At 34.3% G+C, this 19,742-nt stretch carries 21 protein-coding genes; 14 read left to right on the top strand and 7 right to left on the bottom strand.

The window, feature by feature from the left end:
- Positions 1 to 6: 6 nt before the first annotated feature.
- The 4 genes from lipA to RN605_RS04450 form a co-directional block, all read right to left on the bottom strand.
- On the bottom strand, positions 7 to 876 hold the full coding sequence (lipA, locus tag RN605_RS04465; RefSeq protein ID WP_313322574.1) for a lipoyl synthase: 870 nt from the start codon (positions 874 to 876) through the stop codon (positions 7 to 9).
- Between the two features lie 118 nt (positions 877 to 994).
- A complete protein-coding gene (locus tag RN605_RS04460) occupies positions 995 to 1,495 on the bottom strand; it encodes a DUF6691 family protein (RefSeq protein WP_313322572.1) in 501 nt (166 codons plus the stop codon).
- Positions 1,496 to 1,505: 10 nt separating this feature from the next.
- Positions 1,506 to 2,075: a YeeE/YedE family protein gene (locus RN605_RS04455; RefSeq protein WP_313322570.1), complete on the bottom strand. Its 570-nt coding sequence runs from the start codon at positions 2,073 to 2,075 to the stop codon at positions 1,506 to 1,508.
- Between the two features lie 667 nt (positions 2,076 to 2,742).
- Positions 2,743 to 3,987, bottom strand: a complete 1,245-nt coding sequence (locus RN605_RS04450) for an MFS transporter (protein WP_313322568.1) — start codon at positions 3,985 to 3,987, stop codon at positions 2,743 to 2,745.
- A gap of 622 nt (positions 3,988 to 4,609) precedes the next feature.
- On the opposite strand from RN605_RS04450, the gene RN605_RS04445 reads away from it, so the two are divergent.
- From RN605_RS04445 to RN605_RS04430, 4 genes are all read left to right on the top strand, one after another.
- A complete protein-coding gene (locus tag RN605_RS04445) occupies positions 4,610 to 5,506 on the top strand; it encodes a carboxypeptidase-like regulatory domain-containing protein (protein ID WP_313322565.1) in 897 nt (298 codons plus the stop codon).
- A gap of 261 nt (positions 5,507 to 5,767) precedes the next feature.
- Positions 5,768 to 6,178 (top strand): hypothetical protein, encoded by a 411-nt coding sequence (locus RN605_RS04440; RefSeq protein ID WP_313322563.1) that lies wholly within the window; start codon positions 5,768 to 5,770, stop codon positions 6,176 to 6,178.
- Positions 6,179 to 6,381: 203 nt separating this feature from the next.
- A complete protein-coding gene (locus RN605_RS04435) occupies positions 6,382 to 6,744 on the top strand; it encodes a hypothetical protein (protein ID WP_313322562.1) in 363 nt (120 codons plus the stop codon).
- 57 nt (positions 6,745 to 6,801) lie between these two features.
- Entirely contained in the window at positions 6,802 to 7,353 is a 552-nt protein-coding gene (locus RN605_RS04430) for a dihydrofolate reductase family protein (protein ID WP_313322560.1), read from the top strand.
- 211 nt (positions 7,354 to 7,564) lie between these two features.
- On the opposite strand, the gene RN605_RS04425 is transcribed toward RN605_RS04430, so the two are convergent.
- The gene (locus RN605_RS04425) at positions 7,565 to 7,942 is read right to left on the bottom strand and encodes a DoxX family protein (protein WP_313322558.1); all 378 of its coding nucleotides are present in this window, start codon (positions 7,940 to 7,942) and stop codon (positions 7,565 to 7,567) included.
- A gap of 214 nt (positions 7,943 to 8,156) precedes the next feature.
- On the opposite strand from RN605_RS04425, the gene RN605_RS04420 reads away from it, so the two are divergent.
- The 3 genes from RN605_RS04420 (at position 8,157) to RN605_RS04410 (ending at position 10,205) form a co-directional block, all read left to right on the top strand.
- A complete protein-coding gene (locus RN605_RS04420) occupies positions 8,157 to 8,645 on the top strand; it encodes a hypothetical protein (protein WP_313322557.1) in 489 nt (162 codons plus the stop codon).
- Positions 8,646 to 8,748: 103 nt separating this feature from the next.
- Positions 8,749 to 9,582 (top strand): 4,5-DOPA-extradiol-dioxygenase, encoded by an 834-nt coding sequence (gene ygiD / locus RN605_RS04415; RefSeq protein ID WP_313322556.1) that lies wholly within the window; start codon positions 8,749 to 8,751, stop codon positions 9,580 to 9,582.
- 86 nt (positions 9,583 to 9,668) lie between these two features.
- Positions 9,669 to 10,205, top strand: coding sequence for an inorganic diphosphatase (locus RN605_RS04410; protein WP_313322554.1), 537 nt, complete (start codon positions 9,669 to 9,671; stop codon positions 10,203 to 10,205).
- On the opposite strand, the gene RN605_RS04405 is transcribed toward RN605_RS04410, so the two are convergent.
- Positions 10,202 to 11,347 carry a C1 family peptidase gene (locus RN605_RS04405; RefSeq protein ID WP_313322552.1) on the bottom strand — a complete coding sequence of 382 codons (1,146 nt, stop codon included), beginning with the start codon at positions 11,345 to 11,347 and terminating at the stop codon, positions 10,202 to 10,204. The two genes, RN605_RS04410 and RN605_RS04405, sit on opposite strands and share 4 nt — an antisense overlap.
- A gap of 121 nt (positions 11,348 to 11,468) precedes the next feature.
- Between RN605_RS04405 and RN605_RS04400 the strand changes: the two genes are divergently transcribed.
- From RN605_RS04400 to RN605_RS04370, 7 genes are all read left to right on the top strand, one after another.
- Entirely contained in the window at positions 11,469 to 12,308 is an 840-nt protein-coding gene (locus RN605_RS04400) for a 1,4-dihydroxy-2-naphthoyl-CoA synthase (protein ID WP_313322550.1), read from the top strand.
- 40 nt (positions 12,309 to 12,348) lie between these two features.
- On the top strand, positions 12,349 to 12,864 hold the full coding sequence (locus RN605_RS04395; RefSeq protein WP_313322549.1) for a PH domain-containing protein: 516 nt from the start codon (positions 12,349 to 12,351) through the stop codon (positions 12,862 to 12,864).
- Entirely contained in the window at positions 12,865 to 14,364 is a 1,500-nt protein-coding gene (locus tag RN605_RS04390) for a PH domain-containing protein (RefSeq protein WP_313322547.1), read from the top strand.
- Positions 14,365 to 14,396: 32 nt separating this feature from the next.
- On the top strand, positions 14,397 to 15,320 hold the full coding sequence (gene menA, locus RN605_RS04385) for a 1,4-dihydroxy-2-naphthoate octaprenyltransferase (protein ID WP_313322545.1): 924 nt from the start codon (positions 14,397 to 14,399) through the stop codon (positions 15,318 to 15,320).
- 15 nt (positions 15,321 to 15,335) lie between these two features.
- Entirely contained in the window at positions 15,336 to 16,013 is a 678-nt protein-coding gene (locus RN605_RS04380) for a metal-dependent hydrolase (RefSeq protein ID WP_313322543.1), read from the top strand.
- A gap of 70 nt (positions 16,014 to 16,083) precedes the next feature.
- Entirely contained in the window at positions 16,084 to 17,277 is a 1,194-nt protein-coding gene (locus RN605_RS04375; protein ID WP_313322541.1) for a tetratricopeptide repeat protein, read from the top strand.
- A gap of 5 nt (positions 17,278 to 17,282) precedes the next feature.
- A complete protein-coding gene (locus RN605_RS04370; protein WP_313322539.1) occupies positions 17,283 to 18,320 on the top strand; it encodes an o-succinylbenzoate synthase in 1,038 nt (345 codons plus the stop codon).
- A 69-nt stretch (positions 18,321 to 18,389) separates the two neighbouring features.
- Here RN605_RS04370 and creD read toward each other — a convergent pair whose 3' ends face one another.
- Positions 18,390 to 19,733: a cell envelope integrity protein CreD gene (creD, locus tag RN605_RS04365; RefSeq protein WP_394853493.1), complete on the bottom strand. Its 1,344-nt coding sequence runs from the start codon at positions 19,731 to 19,733 to the stop codon at positions 18,390 to 18,392.
- Positions 19,734 to 19,742: the final 9 nt, after the last annotated feature.

Here is a 19,742-nt window from a genome sequence, read left to right as displayed (position 1 = left end):
AAAAAATTATAAAATATGTTTTTCAGCATGGTAAGAAGAACGCACTAATGCGCCACTTTCTACATGTCGGAATCCCATTTCTTTACCTATTTTTTCGTATTTCTCAAATTGTTCAGGAGTTACAAAAAACTTAACTGGTAAATGCTTTTTACTTGGTTGTAAATATTGACCAATAGTAACAATATCAACATCGTTATCTCTTAAATCTTGCATGGTTTGGATAACTTCTTCCTCGGTTTCACCAAGACCAAGCATGATTCCCGATTTAGTTCTGTGAACGCCTTGTTGTTTTAAGTATTTTAAAACCGCCAAACTTCTGTCATATTTAGCTTGTATACGCACTTCACGAGTTAATCTTCTAACGGTTTCAACGTTATGAGATACAACTTCGGGGTTAGCAGCAACGATTCGGTCAATTATTTTTTCGTTTCCTTGAAAGTCAGGAATTAAAGTTTCTAAAGTAGTTTCAGGATTCATTCTACGAATGGCTTGAACGGTTTCATACCAAATGATAGAACCCATATCTTTCAAATCATCGCGATCAACACTTGTAATTACAGCATGTTTAATATTCATGATTTTTATAGAACGAGCTACTTTTTCAGGTTCATCCCAGTCTACAGTTTCAGGTCTTCCTGTTTTTACACCACAAAAACCACATGAACGTGTACAAATATTACCCAAAATCATAAAGGTTGCCGTTCCTTCACCCCAACATTCTCCCATATTAGGACAACTACCTGAAGTACATATTGTATTCAGTTTGTATTTGTCAACTAATCCACGAAGTTCAGTATATTTTTGACCAATTGGTAATTTTACTTTTAGCCATTTTGGTTTTCCAATAGGAAGATTATTATCAAGTACAGTATCCATATTCATTTTTTAGCAGCACAAAGATAAAGAATGTAGTTGGAACAAGAATAATTTTATCATTTTTAATCAAACTAAAAATGAGTTTCTGCTAATGTGATTTTAATGTTTTCTTACTAAATCAATGAGGCAATTTCTCTCTGAAATAACCATAAACCCATGTGCCAAGAATAGCAAAAAATAAAGTAACAATCATTACGGTTACTCCCGTTCCTATTTGTGCGAAGATAGGGCCAGGACAAGCACCAGTGATTGCCCAACCAAGCCCAAAAAGTACGCCTCCAATAACTTGCCCTTTGTTAAACGTTTTGTCATGAAAAACGATGGTTTCTCCATAGATGGTTTTGATGTTGAATTTTTTAATTAAGAAGACAGAGATAATCCCGACGAGAACTGCACTGCCAATAACGCCATACATATGAAACGATTGAAAGCGAAACATTTCTTGTATGCGATACCAGCTAATAATTTCGGCTTTGATGAATACTAAACCAAACAAAGCCCCAACAAATACATATTTTAAATTATGATACCATTTGTGTTCAAGTTGACTATCATTGACGCAGATTGTATCTAAAGAACGCGTTTCAAAATCTAGGTTAGTATCTAGTTCATTTTTCATGGTCATAAGTTTAAAGTGAAAGGATATAAGGTAAAATAAAGTTAGCCATTAGCAATCCGCCAATGAAGAAACAACAAGTTGCTATTAATGATGGAAGTTGAAGGTTCGACAAGCCTGAAATAGCATGTCCTGATGTACAACCACCAGCATAACGTGAACCAAATCCGATGAGGAATCCTCCGAGTGCTATTATTAGAAATCCTTTGATGGTGAAAAGTTCATTCCAGGAGAAAATAGATTCAGGAAGCATGCCTGAAATATCATTAATGCCATAACTCATTAACTCTGCTTTTAAATCAGGATGTATTTGAATTGGATTTGGGTTAGACAGAAAAGAGTAGGTGAGGAAGCTTCCAATTAAAATACCCAGCACAAAAAACAAGTTCCACTTTTCCTTTTTCCAATCGTATTGAAAGAACGCAATATTTTTGGGTAAGCAAATAGCACAAGCGTGTCTTAAATTAGCACTGATACCAAAATGTTTGTTTCCTAGTAGAAGTAAAATAGGAACGGTTAGTCCTACCAATGGTCCGGCTACATACCACGGCCATGGCTGCTTTATGATTTCTAATAATGTCATACCTAAAAATTTAAGGTACAAATTTGAAGCATTAAATTGAAAAGGATTGTAACAATAGTTACTAAGCTGAATTATAACAAATAAAAAACCGTCCTAGATTTTCTAGGACGGTTTCCTTCGGAAAGCTCGTTTCAATTAAAGTTTTATCAGCTTATAGATAATTGACTTTATTGCATCTTACCTCTTTCTTTTCCTAAAATAATTGCCATTCCCATAACAATCAAGAAAGTTTCTTACTACTTGTAAAATGGTTTGACAACTACTGTATATGTAACTAAGTCATCAAACAAAAGCAACTAACTGTTTTGTTATTCTGTTTCCTCTTTGGTCGTTTAAATGTAAAACAATTTCCAAAGCTCTTTAAAACAATAGCCAACTTTCAATTTACGTCAATCAGAAGTTAATAATAAACCCCAAGTAATATCTCCATTACCTAAATCTCTTACCCATATTTTATGAATAATCTAACTACTGATATTCCGTCTAGGAACTAAAAAAAAAACTAACTGAACGTGTACAATCCAAAAAAAGTTAAAACCATATTAACCAAAATAAAGTATGTCTCAAAACAGTGATTTTAACTTCCATAAAGTTACAATTAAAAGATAAATTAATTACTTAAACAAATGTTAAATATCTGAAAACAAGCTTTATAATGTGAAAAGGATTACTCTGTAAAGTCTAAATCGGTGTTGTGGGTTTCTTTAATAGTAAGAGTACTATAAATTCCTAAAGTGAAGGCTATTAAACCAATAATGGCAGCAGCATAAATTACGCTCATGCTTTGCTTAAAATAATCGAAACCGATGAGCATAACGGGAAGCAATCCTCTAACCATGTTAGGAACGGTTGTAGTAGCAGTGCTGCGAACATTGGTGCCAAATTGTTCTGCGGCTACCGTTACAAACATTGCCCAATAACCTGTTCCCAAGCCGAGCCATACGCAATAGAAATAATACATGTTTTCCGTCTTTGGACTAGCAAAAAGTAACAACGATACGCCTACGACAGTGAAAAGCATCATGTAGAAAATGGCTTTTTTTCGGGAATGGAGCAGGTGAGAGATGAATCCGCTGGCGAAGTCACCGACGGAGATACCAATGTATGCCCACATGATGGCTTTGCCGGGAACAATGTTGTCTATGCCCATAATGGGTGCAAACTGATTTGCCATCAAAGCCAATATACCAATGCTGAACCACGTTGGCAATCCGATGGCGATGCATTTGAGGTATTTGATAAAGCGTGTTTTATTGGTAAAAAAGGAAAGGAAGTTTCCTTTGGTTATGCTAGTGTCGTGTTCTATGTCTTTGTAGATGCCGCTTTCGCTAACGCTAACGCGAAGTACGAGCAGTACTAAACCCAGTGCGCCACCAATGAAGTAGGCAGTTGTCCAGGAGCCAGCGAGTTCAACGGTGAGTTGTGCTACTACGGCACCAAGCAGACCAAAACCGGCTACTATTGATGTTCCTATGGCGCGGAGTTCTTTGGGTAGGCTTTCGGAAACGAGCGTTATTCCGGCGCCTAGTTCTCCGGCGAGTCCTATTCCTGCTATGAAACGCAGGATGGCATAGAGTGTTGCTTTGTCTTCAAACGGTAGTTGGGGTAGAAAACCACAAGCGATATTGGCTACTGAATAGACTAATATGGAACCAAAGAGAACGGATAGTCGTCCTTTTTTGTCGCCATAAATACCCCAAAGTATGCCACCGAGTAGTAAACCTGTCATTTGATAATTGATGATGGTAGTGCCTACGGTGTCTACGTTGAGTCCTAAGTCGGTGAGGCTGGGAACTCTGACAATGCCAAAAAGCAGCAGGTCGTATATATCAACAAAGTAGCCTAATGAGGCAATGATTACTGGAAAGCTTAAAAGGTGTTTTAGTTTTTGGCTGGTGGTATAGTTGGTCATTGGTTTATTGGTATTGAAAGACTAAGATAAAAATATTTCATTATGAATTAAGAATTAAGATTTATGAATTTTAGAATATAACTACTTGATAAATGATGAAAGCGTATTGGTTATAAGTTGAATGTTTTAAGTTAATGGTTTATGTAAAGTGGATGTTACTGATGATGCATATGTTTTTAGTGAAATGGAAGATGTTACTAAGGAAAATGAATTTGTCATTAGTGAGAATGAATATGTTATCAGAGAATATGAATGTGTCATTAGTGGGAATGAATATGTCACTTAAGAATATGAATGTGTCATTAGTGGGAATGAATATGTCACTCAAGAATATGAATGTGTCACTTAAGAATATGAATGTGTCACTCAAGAATATGAATGTGTCACTCAAGAATATGAATGTGTCACTAAAGAAATTAATAATTTACTAAAATTCTTATATTAAATAGGTTATTTTTTGAATAATTATTTGTTAAAAATAAAATGATTTACATTATTTGTAAAAATAAAAGTAAGTTTAAAATTACATGCTTGTTTTTTGATTTTGATAGATAATTTTTATTTGCTTTGTGTTATACAATTGCAGTTGATTAAATTATTTATGAATTAAAATTTAATTGAAATGAACAGAAAACAGGAACGAAAGTTATCAATGTTTGTTGTGCTTGCACAATTTATTCAAGGTACATTGTCTGCTATACTAGCAGCGATGCCAAATTTTGACAATTTGTTTGGTGAGTTTATGCACAAGGTAAATGAGATTAACGTTTTGACGGGTAATCAGGTGCTGAACCGCGAGGGAAATTTTATTGAAAAGATTACGATAAAAGAACTTGTGAGTAAACAAGGTGGTGTTATTGCTGGTAAAGTTATGGGGTATGCCAGTAATAATGATTTGTATTTGCTGTATAGCGAGGTTGATTATACGGAATCGGGGTTGGTGAAACTGCCAGATACTTTGTGTAGAACGACTTGTATGATTATACATGACAAGGCATTGGAGCATTTGGCTAACTTGGCACCTTATGGTGTTACTGCTGAAATGCTTGGAGAATTTAAGGCTAATGTTGAATTGTATGAGTTATCAATACCTAAGCCAAAGGCGGGAATACAGGATAAAAAGGCTGCCACTGCTGGGCTGAAAGTTAAATTTCAAGAGGCTTCTGTATTGGTAGCTAAGATGTTTAAACTGACTCGAATAGTTACTACTGAATATCCTGAATTTGTTGAGGAATTTATTAATGCAAAACGTATTGATAAAGCGGCTTATTATGAATTGAGTGCTAAAGGAATGGTGGTTGATGGGGAAGGAAATAGAGTGGGGAAAGTTACTATGGTTTGTAATGAGTTGAATTTTAAGCGCAGAGTTTCTGCGAGTGGTGGTTTTTATTTAAAGCATATGGAGGATGGGGTTTATCAGTTTGTTTTTAGCCGCCCAGGTTATGAAACGACTGTTGTTAAAATGGTTTTTTATAAAGGAGAAAGGTTTGATGTTGAGGTTGTGATGAAGGTGGCGTAATGGCCTCCTCATCCGCTTCTGGCGGATACCCCTCCAAAGGAGAGGTTTTTATTTTTGAGGTTAGGAGTTTATGAGTTTAAAAGTTTAGAAGTTTTTTGAAAAAAGGGGGATTTCCCCCTTTTTTATGAGAATTGGATTGTTTACATTTGGAAGGTATTACGCTACTTGGTAGCGACAATCTACCCGATTTTGGGTGTATAGTCGCTATTTTATAGCGGGTATATATGAGTTATATATCATTGCAAAACACGTATACAATTCATGAAAACTAATTTTAAAATAATTGATAATTACGCATTGAAGTTTGACGGCAAACTAATTGATATTCATAACAATTTCGATTTTGTTGGTTTCGATTATCGCGTAAAAGAAAATCAATTGAAGTTCTTTTGTAGAAGAAGTTTTGGGGAATGGGTAAATAAAGAAGAACCCGAAGAAATAGTTTTAATTCATAATAACGTTAATGAATTAGCAATTGAAAATCAAAATAAAAATCGAGAAGATTCATTAATAGAAATAACATTTTATGAAAAAGGCAAGTTAAGAAAATCAGAGGAATTGACTTTAAGAGAAAAATCAAATGATGATGACAATATATTTTACATTTTTGAAAGTGGTCAAGTAATTCAAATTGGTTGCGAAGAAATTGTATTAGAAATAATTAAAATCTAAGAAACGGCTTATAACAGCCGTTTATTGCAATGACTCGTTTTAATCAGCGTTAGCGATGCTTCCTTTATCAGCATGACAAGTAAAGAGTTTTAAAATTAGGGGGATTTCCCCCTTTTTTATGAGAATGGGATTGATTAGATTTGGGAAACATATAAATTAATTATAGGCAAGCACTCACACCTAAACTAAAAGACACAACTTAAATGGAAGAGAAATTTTGTTGGCGTTGCGATATGAAAGTCAAAATGCTTGACGATGACGAATTCAAATTATGCAGAGAAGCATGGTTTGGCGGGAAAAAAGTCGTGGAAGAAGAGTTGGCAAAAAGAAAGATAGAAAATTATGTTTGGCTCGATAAAATTGAAACTTTTGAGCAATTTAGGTATTTGCTTGAAATGTATAAATTAATCACTGGAGAATATGAATCAAATCCAAACGCAATATTACATCATCAAAGAAGTCAGTTTGGAAAAGATTGCCCTAATTGTGAAAAACCATTCAGAACTCCAAAAGCAAGATATTGTCCAAGTTGTGGTTATGGAAAAGAAAACTTAACCAAAGTTTGAGCGTGCCAGCCTAAAACAGCGGTTTGCAGCCATAGATGATTTAAATATAAATAAAACATGAGAAAAGTTATAGCAGCATTGAATATGACACTCGATGGGTTTTGTGACCACACTGCGGGCATGCCCGATGCGGAAATACATGCGCATTATACGGAGCTTTTGGGTAGGGGTGATGTGATATTGTATGGCAGAACGACGTATCAGCTTATGGAGTTTTGGCAGACTGTGCTTGAAAATCCTTCGGAGGAAAAGTCGATGAATGATTTTGCTGTGGCGATAGATACTATTGAGAAGGTTGTTTTTTCGCGGACAATACATAATGTTGATTGGGATAGTGCCAGACTGGCAAAGCGCGACTTGAAAGATGAGGTTTTGGAACTGAAGAAGCAATCGGGAGAAGCTATTTTTGTTGGTAGCAGGAGTTTGATTATTCAGTTGCTAAATATGGGTTTGGTTGATGAGTTTCAATTGTGTATTTATCCGGTTGTTGAGGGAAAAGGGTTGCCGCTGTTTGAAGGTATAAACGGCAGGACTTTTTTAAAACTTGTTAATACTAAAACGTTTAAAAGTGGTGCATTGTTGTTGTATTATGAACCACAATATGAATAGTATTTGATAACCAGCTACACAAAGTCTCCCGACTTTGAGTTATTAAGTTTAAACCTGACAGGTTTTAGAAACCTGTCAGGTTTGGTTTTTTTATTATTGTTATCCGATGCTTTCTGTATTAGCATGACAAGTTGATGTTTTTGCATTTTAAAACAATAAAAAAAGCAGCCGAAGCTGCTTTAAATAGTATAACGTATAAAGAGTAGTTTCATTATTTAAACAACGGCGCATATTTTTCTCGGTTCTCAACCATAATCCAAACTAATATAGCACTCATAACGGCAACCAGTGGTAAGCCGCTAGTGTCTCCTGTAGTGTTTGCCAGTACAATACCAACCATTACAGGTAGTATAACTAAAGCACCCAAAGCACGTGTTCGTGGAATAATAACTAGTAATCCGCCTACTATTTCAACTACGCCTACTAGCGGTAAAAGCCAGCCAATTTGCATATAAGCGGCAAAGGTTTTTTGCATTTCTTCGGGCATGTCCTCTGGCATTGGCATGTAGTGGAAAAATTTGTCCAGTCCGGCATTGAGGAACATTAAGCCAAACAATAGTGCTACTACAAAGAGAATTTTGTTTTTCATGGTAATTTGAGTTTTATGGTTTTCGTAATTACGAAGTTAATAAATTTTTTTTTCAGAAATGAAAGGTTGATTTTAATGAATGCTAATGTAAAACTTATTGAAAAAAAGTGTACTTTTAATATAACCTAACTACCTCATAAATAACAGTGTACTTTCCTTTTCCTTTAGATGCTTTGCGTTAAAAAGAGGTTTAATCATTTTAACTATTTTGGGTATGAAAAAATTAGCTGTTGTTATTCTTGTTTTGGGGAGTGTTTTTTGTTTTGCGCAAACTCAAGTTATCACTAAAAATCTTTTTATCAGGGTTTTTGATTTGAATGGTCATAAAATTAATAAAGGTAAAATTTCTTTTGTTTCGGACAGTATCGTTCAAGTAATCCATGAAGGAGAAAAAATAGACATACCAGTTAATACTATTGGTACAATAAAAACAAAACGTTCGGCAGGTCATAATGCGCTTATTGGAGCGGCAGTTGCTGGAGGTTTATTTGCTATTATTGGTGCAGTTAGTGCTGAACCCGATGCTTCTTTTTTATCCTATACACCCGAACAAGGTGCAGCAGCAGGTTTATTACTTGGTATACCAGCTGGAAGTGCAGTAGGCCTTGTGACAAGTGCTTTTAAAAACTCAAGAACTTTTATTGTCAATGGTGACTATCAGAAATGGAAAGAGTTTGAAAAAGCATATAATGGAACGAATTAGTTTTTAATGGTTAAACTTAATACAAAACAGGTTTATTATTATCAAAACCATTGTATATTTGTATGTACAAATGTAAAACAAAACATTTGTCAACAAAAGCACAATGAATAGTTTAAATACCTTATACAACTGGTCTAAAGACTTAAAAGATTCCGATTATAAAATGCCTGTTTTATTCATTGGGCACGGTTCGCCCATGAACGGAATAGAAGATAACGAGTTTACACGTACTTGGACACAGTTTGGCAAAGAAATTCCAACACCTTCAGCAGTATTAGTAGTTTCGGCACATTGGCTCACTAATGGAACCCACATCACGGCAATGGAGCATCCAAAGACAATTCACGATTTTGGAGGTTTTCCAAAAGAGTTGTATGAAGTAGAATATCCTGCTAAAGGTAGTCCAGAACTGGCAGCAGCAACAGCTGAACTAATAACCACTACTCATGTTGGTCTTGATCATGAATGGGGATTGGACCACGGCACTTGGACAGTAGTAAAACACATGTATCCTGATGCTAATATACCCGTGCTACAACTCAGTATTGATTATAGTAAACCTGCTCAATACCACTACGAATTGGCTAAACAAATCACTTTGTTACGCAAAAAAGGAGTACTGATTATTGGTAGCGGCAATATGGTGCACAACCTACGAATGGTTGCTTGGGATAAACTCAGAGAACCCGAGTTTGGCTATGACTGGGCAATAGAGATGAACCAACTTTTTAAAGATAAAATCAGTGCTAGAGATTTTAATTCTTTAATACATTATGAACAATTGGGTTCTGCCGCAAAACTTGCTATACCAACACCTGACCATTACTATCCACTCTTGTATACCTTAGGACTGCAAGATGAAAAAGATGAGGTTGGGTTTTATAACGACAAAGCCGTTGGAGGTTCGCTCACGATGACCTCGGTGAAGGTTGGGTAAGATTTTATAAGTAATAATTAACAGTTTCATTTTCCTGTTCTTTTAAAATTTAATTACATTGCGAAGCAAAAATTAGCAAGACAATTATGAATATAAACCCTTGGCACGATGTAGATTATGGAGCAGATGCTCCTGGAATTGTTAACGGAATAATTGAAATTCCAAAAGGAAGCAGAGCAAAATATGAATTAGATAAAGAAAGCGGCTTGTTAAAACTAGACCGAGTTTTGTTTTCTTCGGTTTATTATCCTGCCAATTACGGATTTATTCCAAAAACCTATTGTGATGATAATGATCCGCTAGACATATTAATTATTTCGCAAATAAAAATTGTACCGATGTGTGTCGTTTCTGCAAGAGTTATTGGAGTTATGCGAATGGTTGATGGTGGAGAAGCGGATGACAAAATAATTGCTGTAGCCGAAGGTGATACGAGTGTAAATCATATTAATGACATTTCAGAGTTACCAAGTCATTTTATATCTGAACTCAGAAACTTTTTTGAAGATTATAAAAAGCTCGAAAACAAACAGGTTGTTGTAGAGGAATTTCACAATCGTGAAGTTGCCGAGCAAATTCTCAACCAAGCTATCAACGATTATAAAGTGAAATTTGGGAGTTAAATCCCCAATTCTTTCTTAGTAGTTTTTGCCAAAGCGTCTTTGTGTAGCATTACCGAAATGGCTTTTAAACGCATGTAGGCAACACTCATATAGATGTAACCGTTCTTACCAGAATCGGTTCCCCATGAGTTTTTAACCTTGTAATAGATGTTTCCTTTTTGGTCTTTTACTTTACCAACAATGTGCATCAAATGGTCGTCAGTAGTGTTGAAGTTTTCAAATTCCTGCTGACGGTATTCTTGTGTGATTTGTTTTTCGGGTTTGATAGAAGTTAAAATTTCTTTAGCATCAGTATCGTTCATCGGGATAACCGCCATGCCTGCTGTACTGGAAAAAGTAGGTTCAGATACATCAGCATCCAGAGCAAGCGTAAAATCATTATCTAAGGCATAATCAATAGTTTGTATAAATTCATTTAAAGGAAGATTGTAGAAAAAACCATTCGAAAAATTATCTGGAATGTTTAAGATAAACTGACTGTAAAATGGCGCTTGGGTAAACGAAGTTACGGTGATGTAATCATTCAAATTAAGTTTCGATAATTCTAAGATTTGTTTAGGCGACAATGATTTGTTTTCTTTATTAGAAACTCGGTCAAGTGTGTTATTTTGCGAAAGCGACTTTTCTTCAATACTCAATTGTCCCATGTATTTGTCAAGCGTTGCCAGATAATCTTGTTTCCAGTTTGGATATTTAGCAGGCGTATCTGCTACTGCTTTTTTAAGAATGTCTTCTAGTTCTTTTACCATTTTTGAGTGGTCAAAACGCTCGTTTGGGTTTACTTTTCCAGTATACATATCTTCATAAACAATTCCATATTTCTTAGCGCTGTTAATCACATCGTGATTCAATCCGCCTTCGCCAAACTGCGCTTTTCCTTGACGCATCACATAGTTTTCGGCTTTATCCAAATAGGTGTATTTTACGTTATACATTTCAGATAAATCCATCTTACGTCCTGTAATTCTAAGAATTTCGGCTTCTAAAAATGAAGTTGATGAAAAACTCCAGCAAGTACCAGTTCTACCTTGTGAAATAACCGGCAAAGCATCGATGTCTTTAATAGTTTGAAATTCATAAGGTTGCGAAAAGCCTATAAATGCTGAAAAAACGAATAAAAGGAAAAGAATATTTTTCTTCATAAGAATATATCTTGAATTGAGATTAGCGTTAAAAAATGATTTATTTTTACGCTAAAATAGTAGTTTTAAACTTCAAGACCTTATTTTTAACAAAAATATAGAATTTATAAATCAAACACAGATGAGTACTATAGACTGGAAAACCGTCAGAGAATTTGAAGATATCACCTATAAGAAATGTAATGGTGTAGCACGAATAGCGTTCAACAGACCCGATGTTCGTAATGCTTTCAGACCAAAAACTACTTCAGAATTATTACAAGCCTTTCACGATGCACAAGAAGATACATCAATTGGTGTAGTATTGCTTTCTGCCGAAGGACCAAGTTCTAAAGATGGAGTTTGGTCATTTTGTTCTGGTGGCGACCAAAAAGCACGTGGACATCAAGGCTATGTTGGCGAAGATGGTTACCACAGGCTAAACATACTGGAAGTGCAGCGGTTAATTCGTTTTATGCCAAAAGCAGTGATTTGTGTAGTTCCTGGTTGGGCTGTTGGTGGCGGACACAGTTTGCATGTAGTGTGCGACATGACTTTAGCCAGCAAAGAACATGCTATTTTTAAACAAACCGATGCCGATGTAACGAGTTTTGATGGTGGTTATGGTTCGGCGTATTTAGCAAAAATGGTCGGTCAAAAGAAAGCTCGAGAAATATTCTTCTTAGGTAGAAACTACTCTGCACAAGAAGCTTTTGAAATGGGAATGGTCAATGCAGTTGTTCCTCATGACGAATTGGAAGCTACGGCTTATGAATGGGCGCAGGAAGTATTAGGTAAATCGCCAACCTCTATTAAAATGTTGAAGTTTGCCATGAACCTAACCGATGATGGCATGGTAGGACAACAAGTATTTGCAGGCGAAGCAACAAGATTAGCTTACATGACTGATGAAGCAAAAGAAGGTCGCGACGCTTTCCTTGAAAAACGCAAGCCGAATTTTGAGAAGAAGTGGTTGCCGTAATTTGTTTTGACAACTAAATTTATAATTCCAAATTAATATTATGGAAGATTTTACCAATGAAGTTTTAGACTTAGGTCAATTACCAAGATACGAAGCCGTTTCTTTAGAACGACTACAATCAAGCTATTGGAAAGTAGTGTTGATTAAAATTGCTTTTATATTCCTGTTGATAGGAGTCCTTTTAGGCGTTGCAGTAGTGTTTGAAGATGATGTCGAACAAGTTCAAGGAATAATTTGGAGTTCTTATTCATTTTTGTTAGTTGTAGTTTTGTTTTTCTGTAGATTGTCATTTCAAAAGAAAGGGTTTGCTTTTCGTGAACACGATGTGATTTATCGTCATGGTATTATTGCCACCAACACTATGGTTATTCCTTATAACCGTGTGCAGCATGTAGCGCTTCACGAAGGGTTAATAGAACGCTGGTTTGGTTTAGCGGCTGTAGAAATTTTTACCGCTGGTGGTTCAGATAGCGATTTGAAAATTCCTGGAATCGAGAAAACACAAGCCGAAGACATCAAACAGTTGTTGATGGGTAAAATTCAAGTGCAATTGTAGATGGAAAACCAATTCAATCAGCCTCAACGCCAATCAAAGATTGGAATCATTGCGCTTTTTGCCGATAGTGTACAAAAGTATGCTCGAGCGTTTTTGCCGCTTGTGTTTATTATGATTTTAAAACCTGATCGTTTAAATGGGCTGTATATCACTTTAGGGATATTGGTTATTCTTCTAATTGTTGTGGTTATTGCTTTTTTAAGGTATCTGAATTTTACTTTCTACATTGATGACCAACGAGATGAATTTGTTATCCATGAAGGAATTTTGAATAAAAGCAGAACTACCATTCAATTGAATAAAATCCAGCAGGTTAACATCAGTCAGAATCTAATTCAACGCATTATCAATGTCTATACTTTAGATGTTGACACAGCTGGAAGCGATAAAAAAGAGGGAAATATCAAAGCAATTTCGCATTCATTGGCATTGGCTTTAAAATCAAAATTACTGGAAAACGAAGCCAAAGAAACTACCACAGAGTTTACCGATATAGTTGATCCAAAAACGAAGTTCAATGTTCCTTTTCTGAAAATAGATTTAGTGAGTTTGTTTAAAATAGGGATAACTTCCAATTATGTGAAAACTATTGGATTACTGTTGACATTCTTTTTCACGATTTACGATGGTTTAAGTCAAGCAGGAAAAACAGATGTAATCAGTTCCGAAAATGTAGACCATTTAGTAGAAAACAAACCAGTTATTTATGTTATTCTGATGTTTGTTTTAATATTGTTTACAGTTGTTTTTATTTTAAACATAGGTAGAACTATTATAAAGTTTTTTGGATATACTGTTGCCAAACAAAAAGGTTCTTTGGTGTTGTCTTATGGATTAATCAATACTAAAAGCACACTTTTAAAACCCGAAAAAGTTCAGATCACTAGAGTTACAAGGAATTATTTTCAAAAGAAACTCAACGTTTTAGAAATTGTTATCAAGCAAACTATTGGCAGAACCGACAAAGAAAACAACAATGTAATTGAAATTCCGGGTTGTAATTCATTAGAAGCCGATGAGATTTTAAAACTACTATTCAAAGAAATTCCACAAGAAGGAGAAACGATGAAACCCAATTTTAGAAAGCTGGTTTTTTCTATTTTTCTTTTAATTGTCATACCTTTATCAGTGTTTTATGCCATTGGACATTTTGCAAATGAAAAGGTGTTTGAATATGTTTCTTTTGCAATTTTCTATGCCTTGGCAGTATTACTATTATTGTTTTTCGGATTTAGAAACTACCGTTTATTTGTAGACGATAATTACATTATCAAGCAAAGTGGAGCTTGGGATATTGACAAAGAAATTATTCAATTAGAAAAAATACAAGCTTTAACGACTTCGCAGTTGTTTTGGCACAAAAACTTAAACATAGGTTCACTAACTTTGCACACAGCTGGAGGAAACGTTTCGTTTTATCTGGGCAGGTTTGATAGAATAAATCAGTTGGTTAACCTTTGGTTATATAAAATTGAGAAAAAGAACAGTAATTGGATGTAGTGCATTCAATTTAAAAGAAAAGAAATTATAAAATGAAACACTGGATTGAAGCCGCACGCGTTCGTACGTTACCACTTTCGGTATCGGGAATCATTGTTGGAAGTTTTTATGCGATGTCACAAGGAATGTTTAATTGGAATATTGTTGCCTTTGCATTGCTTACTACGTTAGGATTACAAATACTTTCCAATTTTGCCAACGATTATGGCGATGGAGTAAAAGGAACCGATAATGATGATAGAGTTGGACCAAAACGAGCCATTCAAAGTGGTGTTATTTCGCCTGCATCCATGAAAAAAGCCATGGTTTTAACATCATTGATTACGTTGTTGTTTGCGGTATTGTTAATCTATTTTGCGTTTAAAGAAAGCTATCTTTTGTATTCTTTTATCTTTTTGATTTTAGGAGTTTTGGCTATAGCTTCAGCTATTCGTTATACGGTTGGAACTGGTGCTTATGGTTATAGAGGTTATGGCGATTTGTTTGTTTTTATCTTCTTCGGATTGGTAAGTACATTTGGAGTGTATTTTATGTTTTCAAAAAGCATTGATTGGTTATTGTTATTGCCAGCAACAGCAATAGGTTTCTTAAGTGTTGGTGTTTTGAACTTAAACAACATGCGCGATGAAGAAAGTGATAAAAAATCAGGAAAGAATACGATTGTAGTCAAAATGGGAGGAAAGTGGGCAAAAGGATATCATTTCTTTTTGGTTGTTTCGGCAATGTTGCTAGTATTGATTTTTGCCTTTTTAAACGATTTTCATATTGACCAATATATTTTTGTTGTGGCTTATTTTCCGATGATTAGCCATTTGATGACGGTTGCTAAAAACAACAATCCAAAACTTTTAGATCCAGAATTAAAGAAATTAGCAATCAGTACGTTCCTGTTATCAGTATTGTTGGCTTTGTGTTTGATTTATTTTATTTCAGATATTGTCGTAAATTACGTTTAATTAAAAGAATATATTATGAAAATTACATTTTACGGACATGCAGCTTTGGGTTTAGAAATCAAAGGAAAACATATTATTGTTGACCCATTTATTTCGGCAAATCCAAAAGCTTCAGAAATTGACGTTAATAGTTTAAAAGCAGATTATATTCTATTAACTCACGCGCATCAAGACCATATTTTGGATGTTGAAACCATAGCCAAAAACACTAATGCAAAAATTGTTTCTAATTGGGAAATAGCAACCTACTATGGAAACAAGGGTTTTCAGAATCATCCAATGAATCATGGTGGAAGCTGGAATTTTGATTTTGGAAAAGTAAAATATGTAAACGCTATTCATTCCAGTTCGTTTCCTGATGGTAGTTATGGTGGAAATCCTGGTGGTTTTGTGATTGAAGGCGAACACAAAAACATCTACATTTCAGGTGATACTGCTTTGACTATGGATATGAAATTAATCCCTATGCGAACCAAGTTGGATTTAGCTGTTTTTCCAATAGGAAACAACTTCACGATGGATGTGGATGACGCAATTATGGCGGCTGATTTTGTGGAATGCGATAAGATTATAGGTTGTCATTATGATACTTTTGGTTACATCGAAATAGACAAAGATGAAGCTAAGAAAAAATTCTTCCAAGCAGGCAAAGATTTAATGCTGCTTGAAATAGGAGAAAGCATTGTTTTATAAAAGAAATTTGAAAATTTATGAATAAGAGTGCCTTTTGGCACTTTTATTGTTTTGTAAATAAAAAAACAAAATGAAAATACTGTTTAGTTTGCTTTTGGTCAGTGCAATAGGTTTTGCTCAAAATCCTTCAGGATATTGGGATAATGTTCGAACTACCAATGAAACAATAACGCTAAAAGCAGGAGAAAAAAAGTTTATAAAATCGACTGATTTTCCTGAAGGAACAACCGAATTGGCTTTCCGTATTACTTTATTGGATGATAATGAAAAACTCTCTTCGAGCTTGGTTTCGTTGTTAAAATCCATTCCCGATCCATCGGGAATTAGTCAAGGAACAGCTGGCGCACTTTTTTTAGCTACAAGCATCAAAGGAAGCGATAAATGCAAATACGCTGTTTTTACGAACGAAAATGATGCAAAACACTATTTGGTTAAGGGTGAAACAAAAAACGCTTGTTTGCTTCAAGAAACACCTGTAAACAAAGATGCAAAGCTTTTTAATCAAAAGAGTACATGCATGTCAAGCGGAATTAAAAACCTTTGGATTGGTTTTGAAAGTGATAATTGGGTAATGAACGAAAAAATTGTTTTAGAAATTGTGCCTTGGGTTGATTATAAAGCAAGTAATGGTTGGACGAATGAAAATAAAAAAGAATTGTTATCAAATGTTCAAACACAATCATTTGTTAAACATCTGGATAATAAAGATTTATTTCTTGGTAATTTTATTAACGCTTTCAGTAAAAAATATAAATATTCAGAGTATCAAAAGCTGTTAAAAGTAGAAAAATTAGCTGCAATTGATTCCGTAATTAAACAAAGTTTAAAGGCTTCAGGTCAAATGAGTTCTTATCTGGGTTACATTAGAGAAGATGCAAGAATGCTTAATTTTGTTAAAAAGACAGATGAAGCTATTGCCAAAATGCAGAATGAAATAATGGATACAAATCTAGCTACAGATAAAGATTATGGTCTCTTAGGGAATTTATATATCGCTACCAAGCAATTCATCAAAGCGGAACAAAGCATTAAAAAAGCGATTGAAATGAATCCAACAGAAGTTGGCTATCATTTGAAATTAGCGCATATTTATATGTTTACAGATAGAGTTTCAGAAGCAAAAGATATTCACAGAAAGTATCAAAAAAATAGCTTGGGAAGCATGAAAAGCTGGAAAGAGCAAACCGAATTCGATTTCAAGCAATTTGAAGAAAACGGATTCGACACTAGCAATTTCAAAAAGATTTTACGTGTTCTGGATTAGTAAAAATGAAAGCAACCTATCATAAATACATTTTAAACTTCAAAAAACCATCAGGAACTTCTCGAGGAATAATGACCGAGAAAGAAACTTGGTTTATCATTTTAGAAGAAAACGGAAAGAAAGGAATAGGTGAGTGTGGTATTCTTCGTGGACTTTCTGCTGATGATAGAAATGATTATGAAGAGAAGTTAAAATGGACGTGTGAAAACATTCATTTAGGTGGAGAAAAGCTATGGCAAGAATTGATAGAATTCCCATCCATTCAGTTCGGAATTGAGATGGCTTTTTTGTCTTTGCAAAGCGAAAATCCATTTGAATTATTTCCATCTGAATTTACTTTAGGAAAAAAATCCATTGAAATAAATGGCTTGATTTGGATTGGAAATAAAGAAGAAATGAAAACCCAAATCGAGGAGAAAATAGCTCAAGGTTTTCGTTGTGTAAAATTAAAAATTGGTGCGATAAATTTTGATGAAGAATTAGAATTATTAGCGTTTATCAGGCAACATTTTGATGAAAATCAAATTGAAATTCGAGTGGATGCAAACGGCGCTTTTAATGAAAATGAAGCTTTAAATAAAATAAATCAAATAACTGGTTTTAAATTACATAGTATTGAACAACCTATTCAAAAAAATCATACTGACACGATGTCAGTTTTGTGTAAAATGACCAATTTACCAATTGCATTAGACGAGGAATTGATTGGTGTGTTTTCTACTCACGAAAAGGAACAATTGTTAGACAATATTAAGCCACAATACATCATTTTAAAACCTAGTTTTATAGGTGGATTTCGAGGAACAAAAGAATGGATTTCATTAGCCGAAAAGCGTAACATTGGTTGGTGGATTACTTCGGCTTTAGAAAGTAATATTGGACTCAATGCTATTGCTCAATTTACATTTACATTGAATACAAAAATGCCTCAAGGTTTAGGAACCGGAAGTTTATATACCAACAATTTTGATTCACCTTTAGAAGTCAAAAACGGTCAACTTTGGTACAGAAATGACTTAGATTGGAAAGTTGATTTGATATAAAAAAGGAACTCAAAAAGAGATTTCTCTCTTAATGAATTCCTTTAAAAAAAACTCAACTATTAAACTTTTTTACGATTTACTCCAATCAATTTTTCTTGAGAAATACATCACAGCTCCGAGAATCAAGAACAAACCAATGCTTCCAACTAACAAAGCATAATCTTCCATTTGAATAATTACGAAAATAAACGTGTACAATACTGAAAGTGCTGTTCCAATAAATAGCGGAAACTTTCGATTTTTAAGTATCGAAATAGAATACAGCGTAATCATTGCAACTACTGAAGTTCCAGCAATGGCATAAGCCAATGTAAAACTACTGTGTTCTGTGATGGAAATTAGCAAAGTGTAAAACATGATTAAGGCAATTCCAACCATAGAATATTGAAAAATATGAATATTTATTTTGCTGATAGATTGAATTAAGAAGAAAATCAGAAATGTTAATCCAATTACCAAGAAACCATATTTAGAAACACGTTCATTTTGCTGATATTCATCTACAGTTTCAATCAATTTTACACCGAACAGGTAATCATCCAAATCAGGAATTACATCGTCATATTGCTGGGTAAACGTTCTGTTGATGTCTAAAATTTTCCAATCCACATGAAATCCATTGTCATTTACTACTTTAGAAGTATCATTTGCAGCAAATGAACCATCAAAACTTGGCGATTTCCAGTCACTATCAATAACAACTTTGGTTACTTTACCAATAGGAACAAAATCAATGCTATTGCTTCCATTATAGGTGATGTCAAAATTAAAATTGAGCTTGTTGTTTACAAGTAATGATTTGTAGTCAAACGTATTAGTCGCAAGTATACTATATTTACTTTTTTCACTGTTTTGAGGCTCAAACAAAAGGTTTTCTTGGTTAACCTTCATTTTCAACTCGCTTTTAATGCTTTTCAAGTTGGTTGTTTTTAAAACAATTGAAGCTTTATCCCAGTGCATATTTTCTTCAGAAATGCCAAGTTTTGTATAATTTGGTTCCGAAAAATAACCGTTAAATTTCATATCAGCAGTAAATACTACGTGATTAAAAATACCACGTTTTAATGCTTCATTTTTTCGAACATTTGAGTTGTTGTTCAACTCATTTGGGAAGAAATAGGCATACTTGGTTGTATTTTTCTTTTGAATAGTAACGGCACCCGTTTTAACATCTGTTATATTATAGTTTTCTTCAAAAGTGTAAGGAACTTTCAAAATTGGGCCATAAAATACGATGTCTTTTCCCCAAAGTTCAGCCACTTCATTGACCATTTCTTTTTTACGTTCTGAACGTTCCTGAATTAAATTTTGAACGAATAGTAGTGGAATTAATAATACAAATGTAAGTAAACCAACCATCATCATTTTGGCGGTTGTAGATTGAAAGAACGATTTTGTTTCTGAGTTTTCCATGATAGATAT

The organism is Flavobacterium sp. PMTSA4 (assembly GCF_032098525.1).
Classification (GTDB): Bacteria; Bacteroidota; Bacteroidia; order Flavobacteriales; family Flavobacteriaceae; genus Flavobacterium; species Flavobacterium capsici.
Note: the sequence above shows the minus strand (reverse complement) of the source record. Positions and strands in the feature narration are given on the sequence as shown.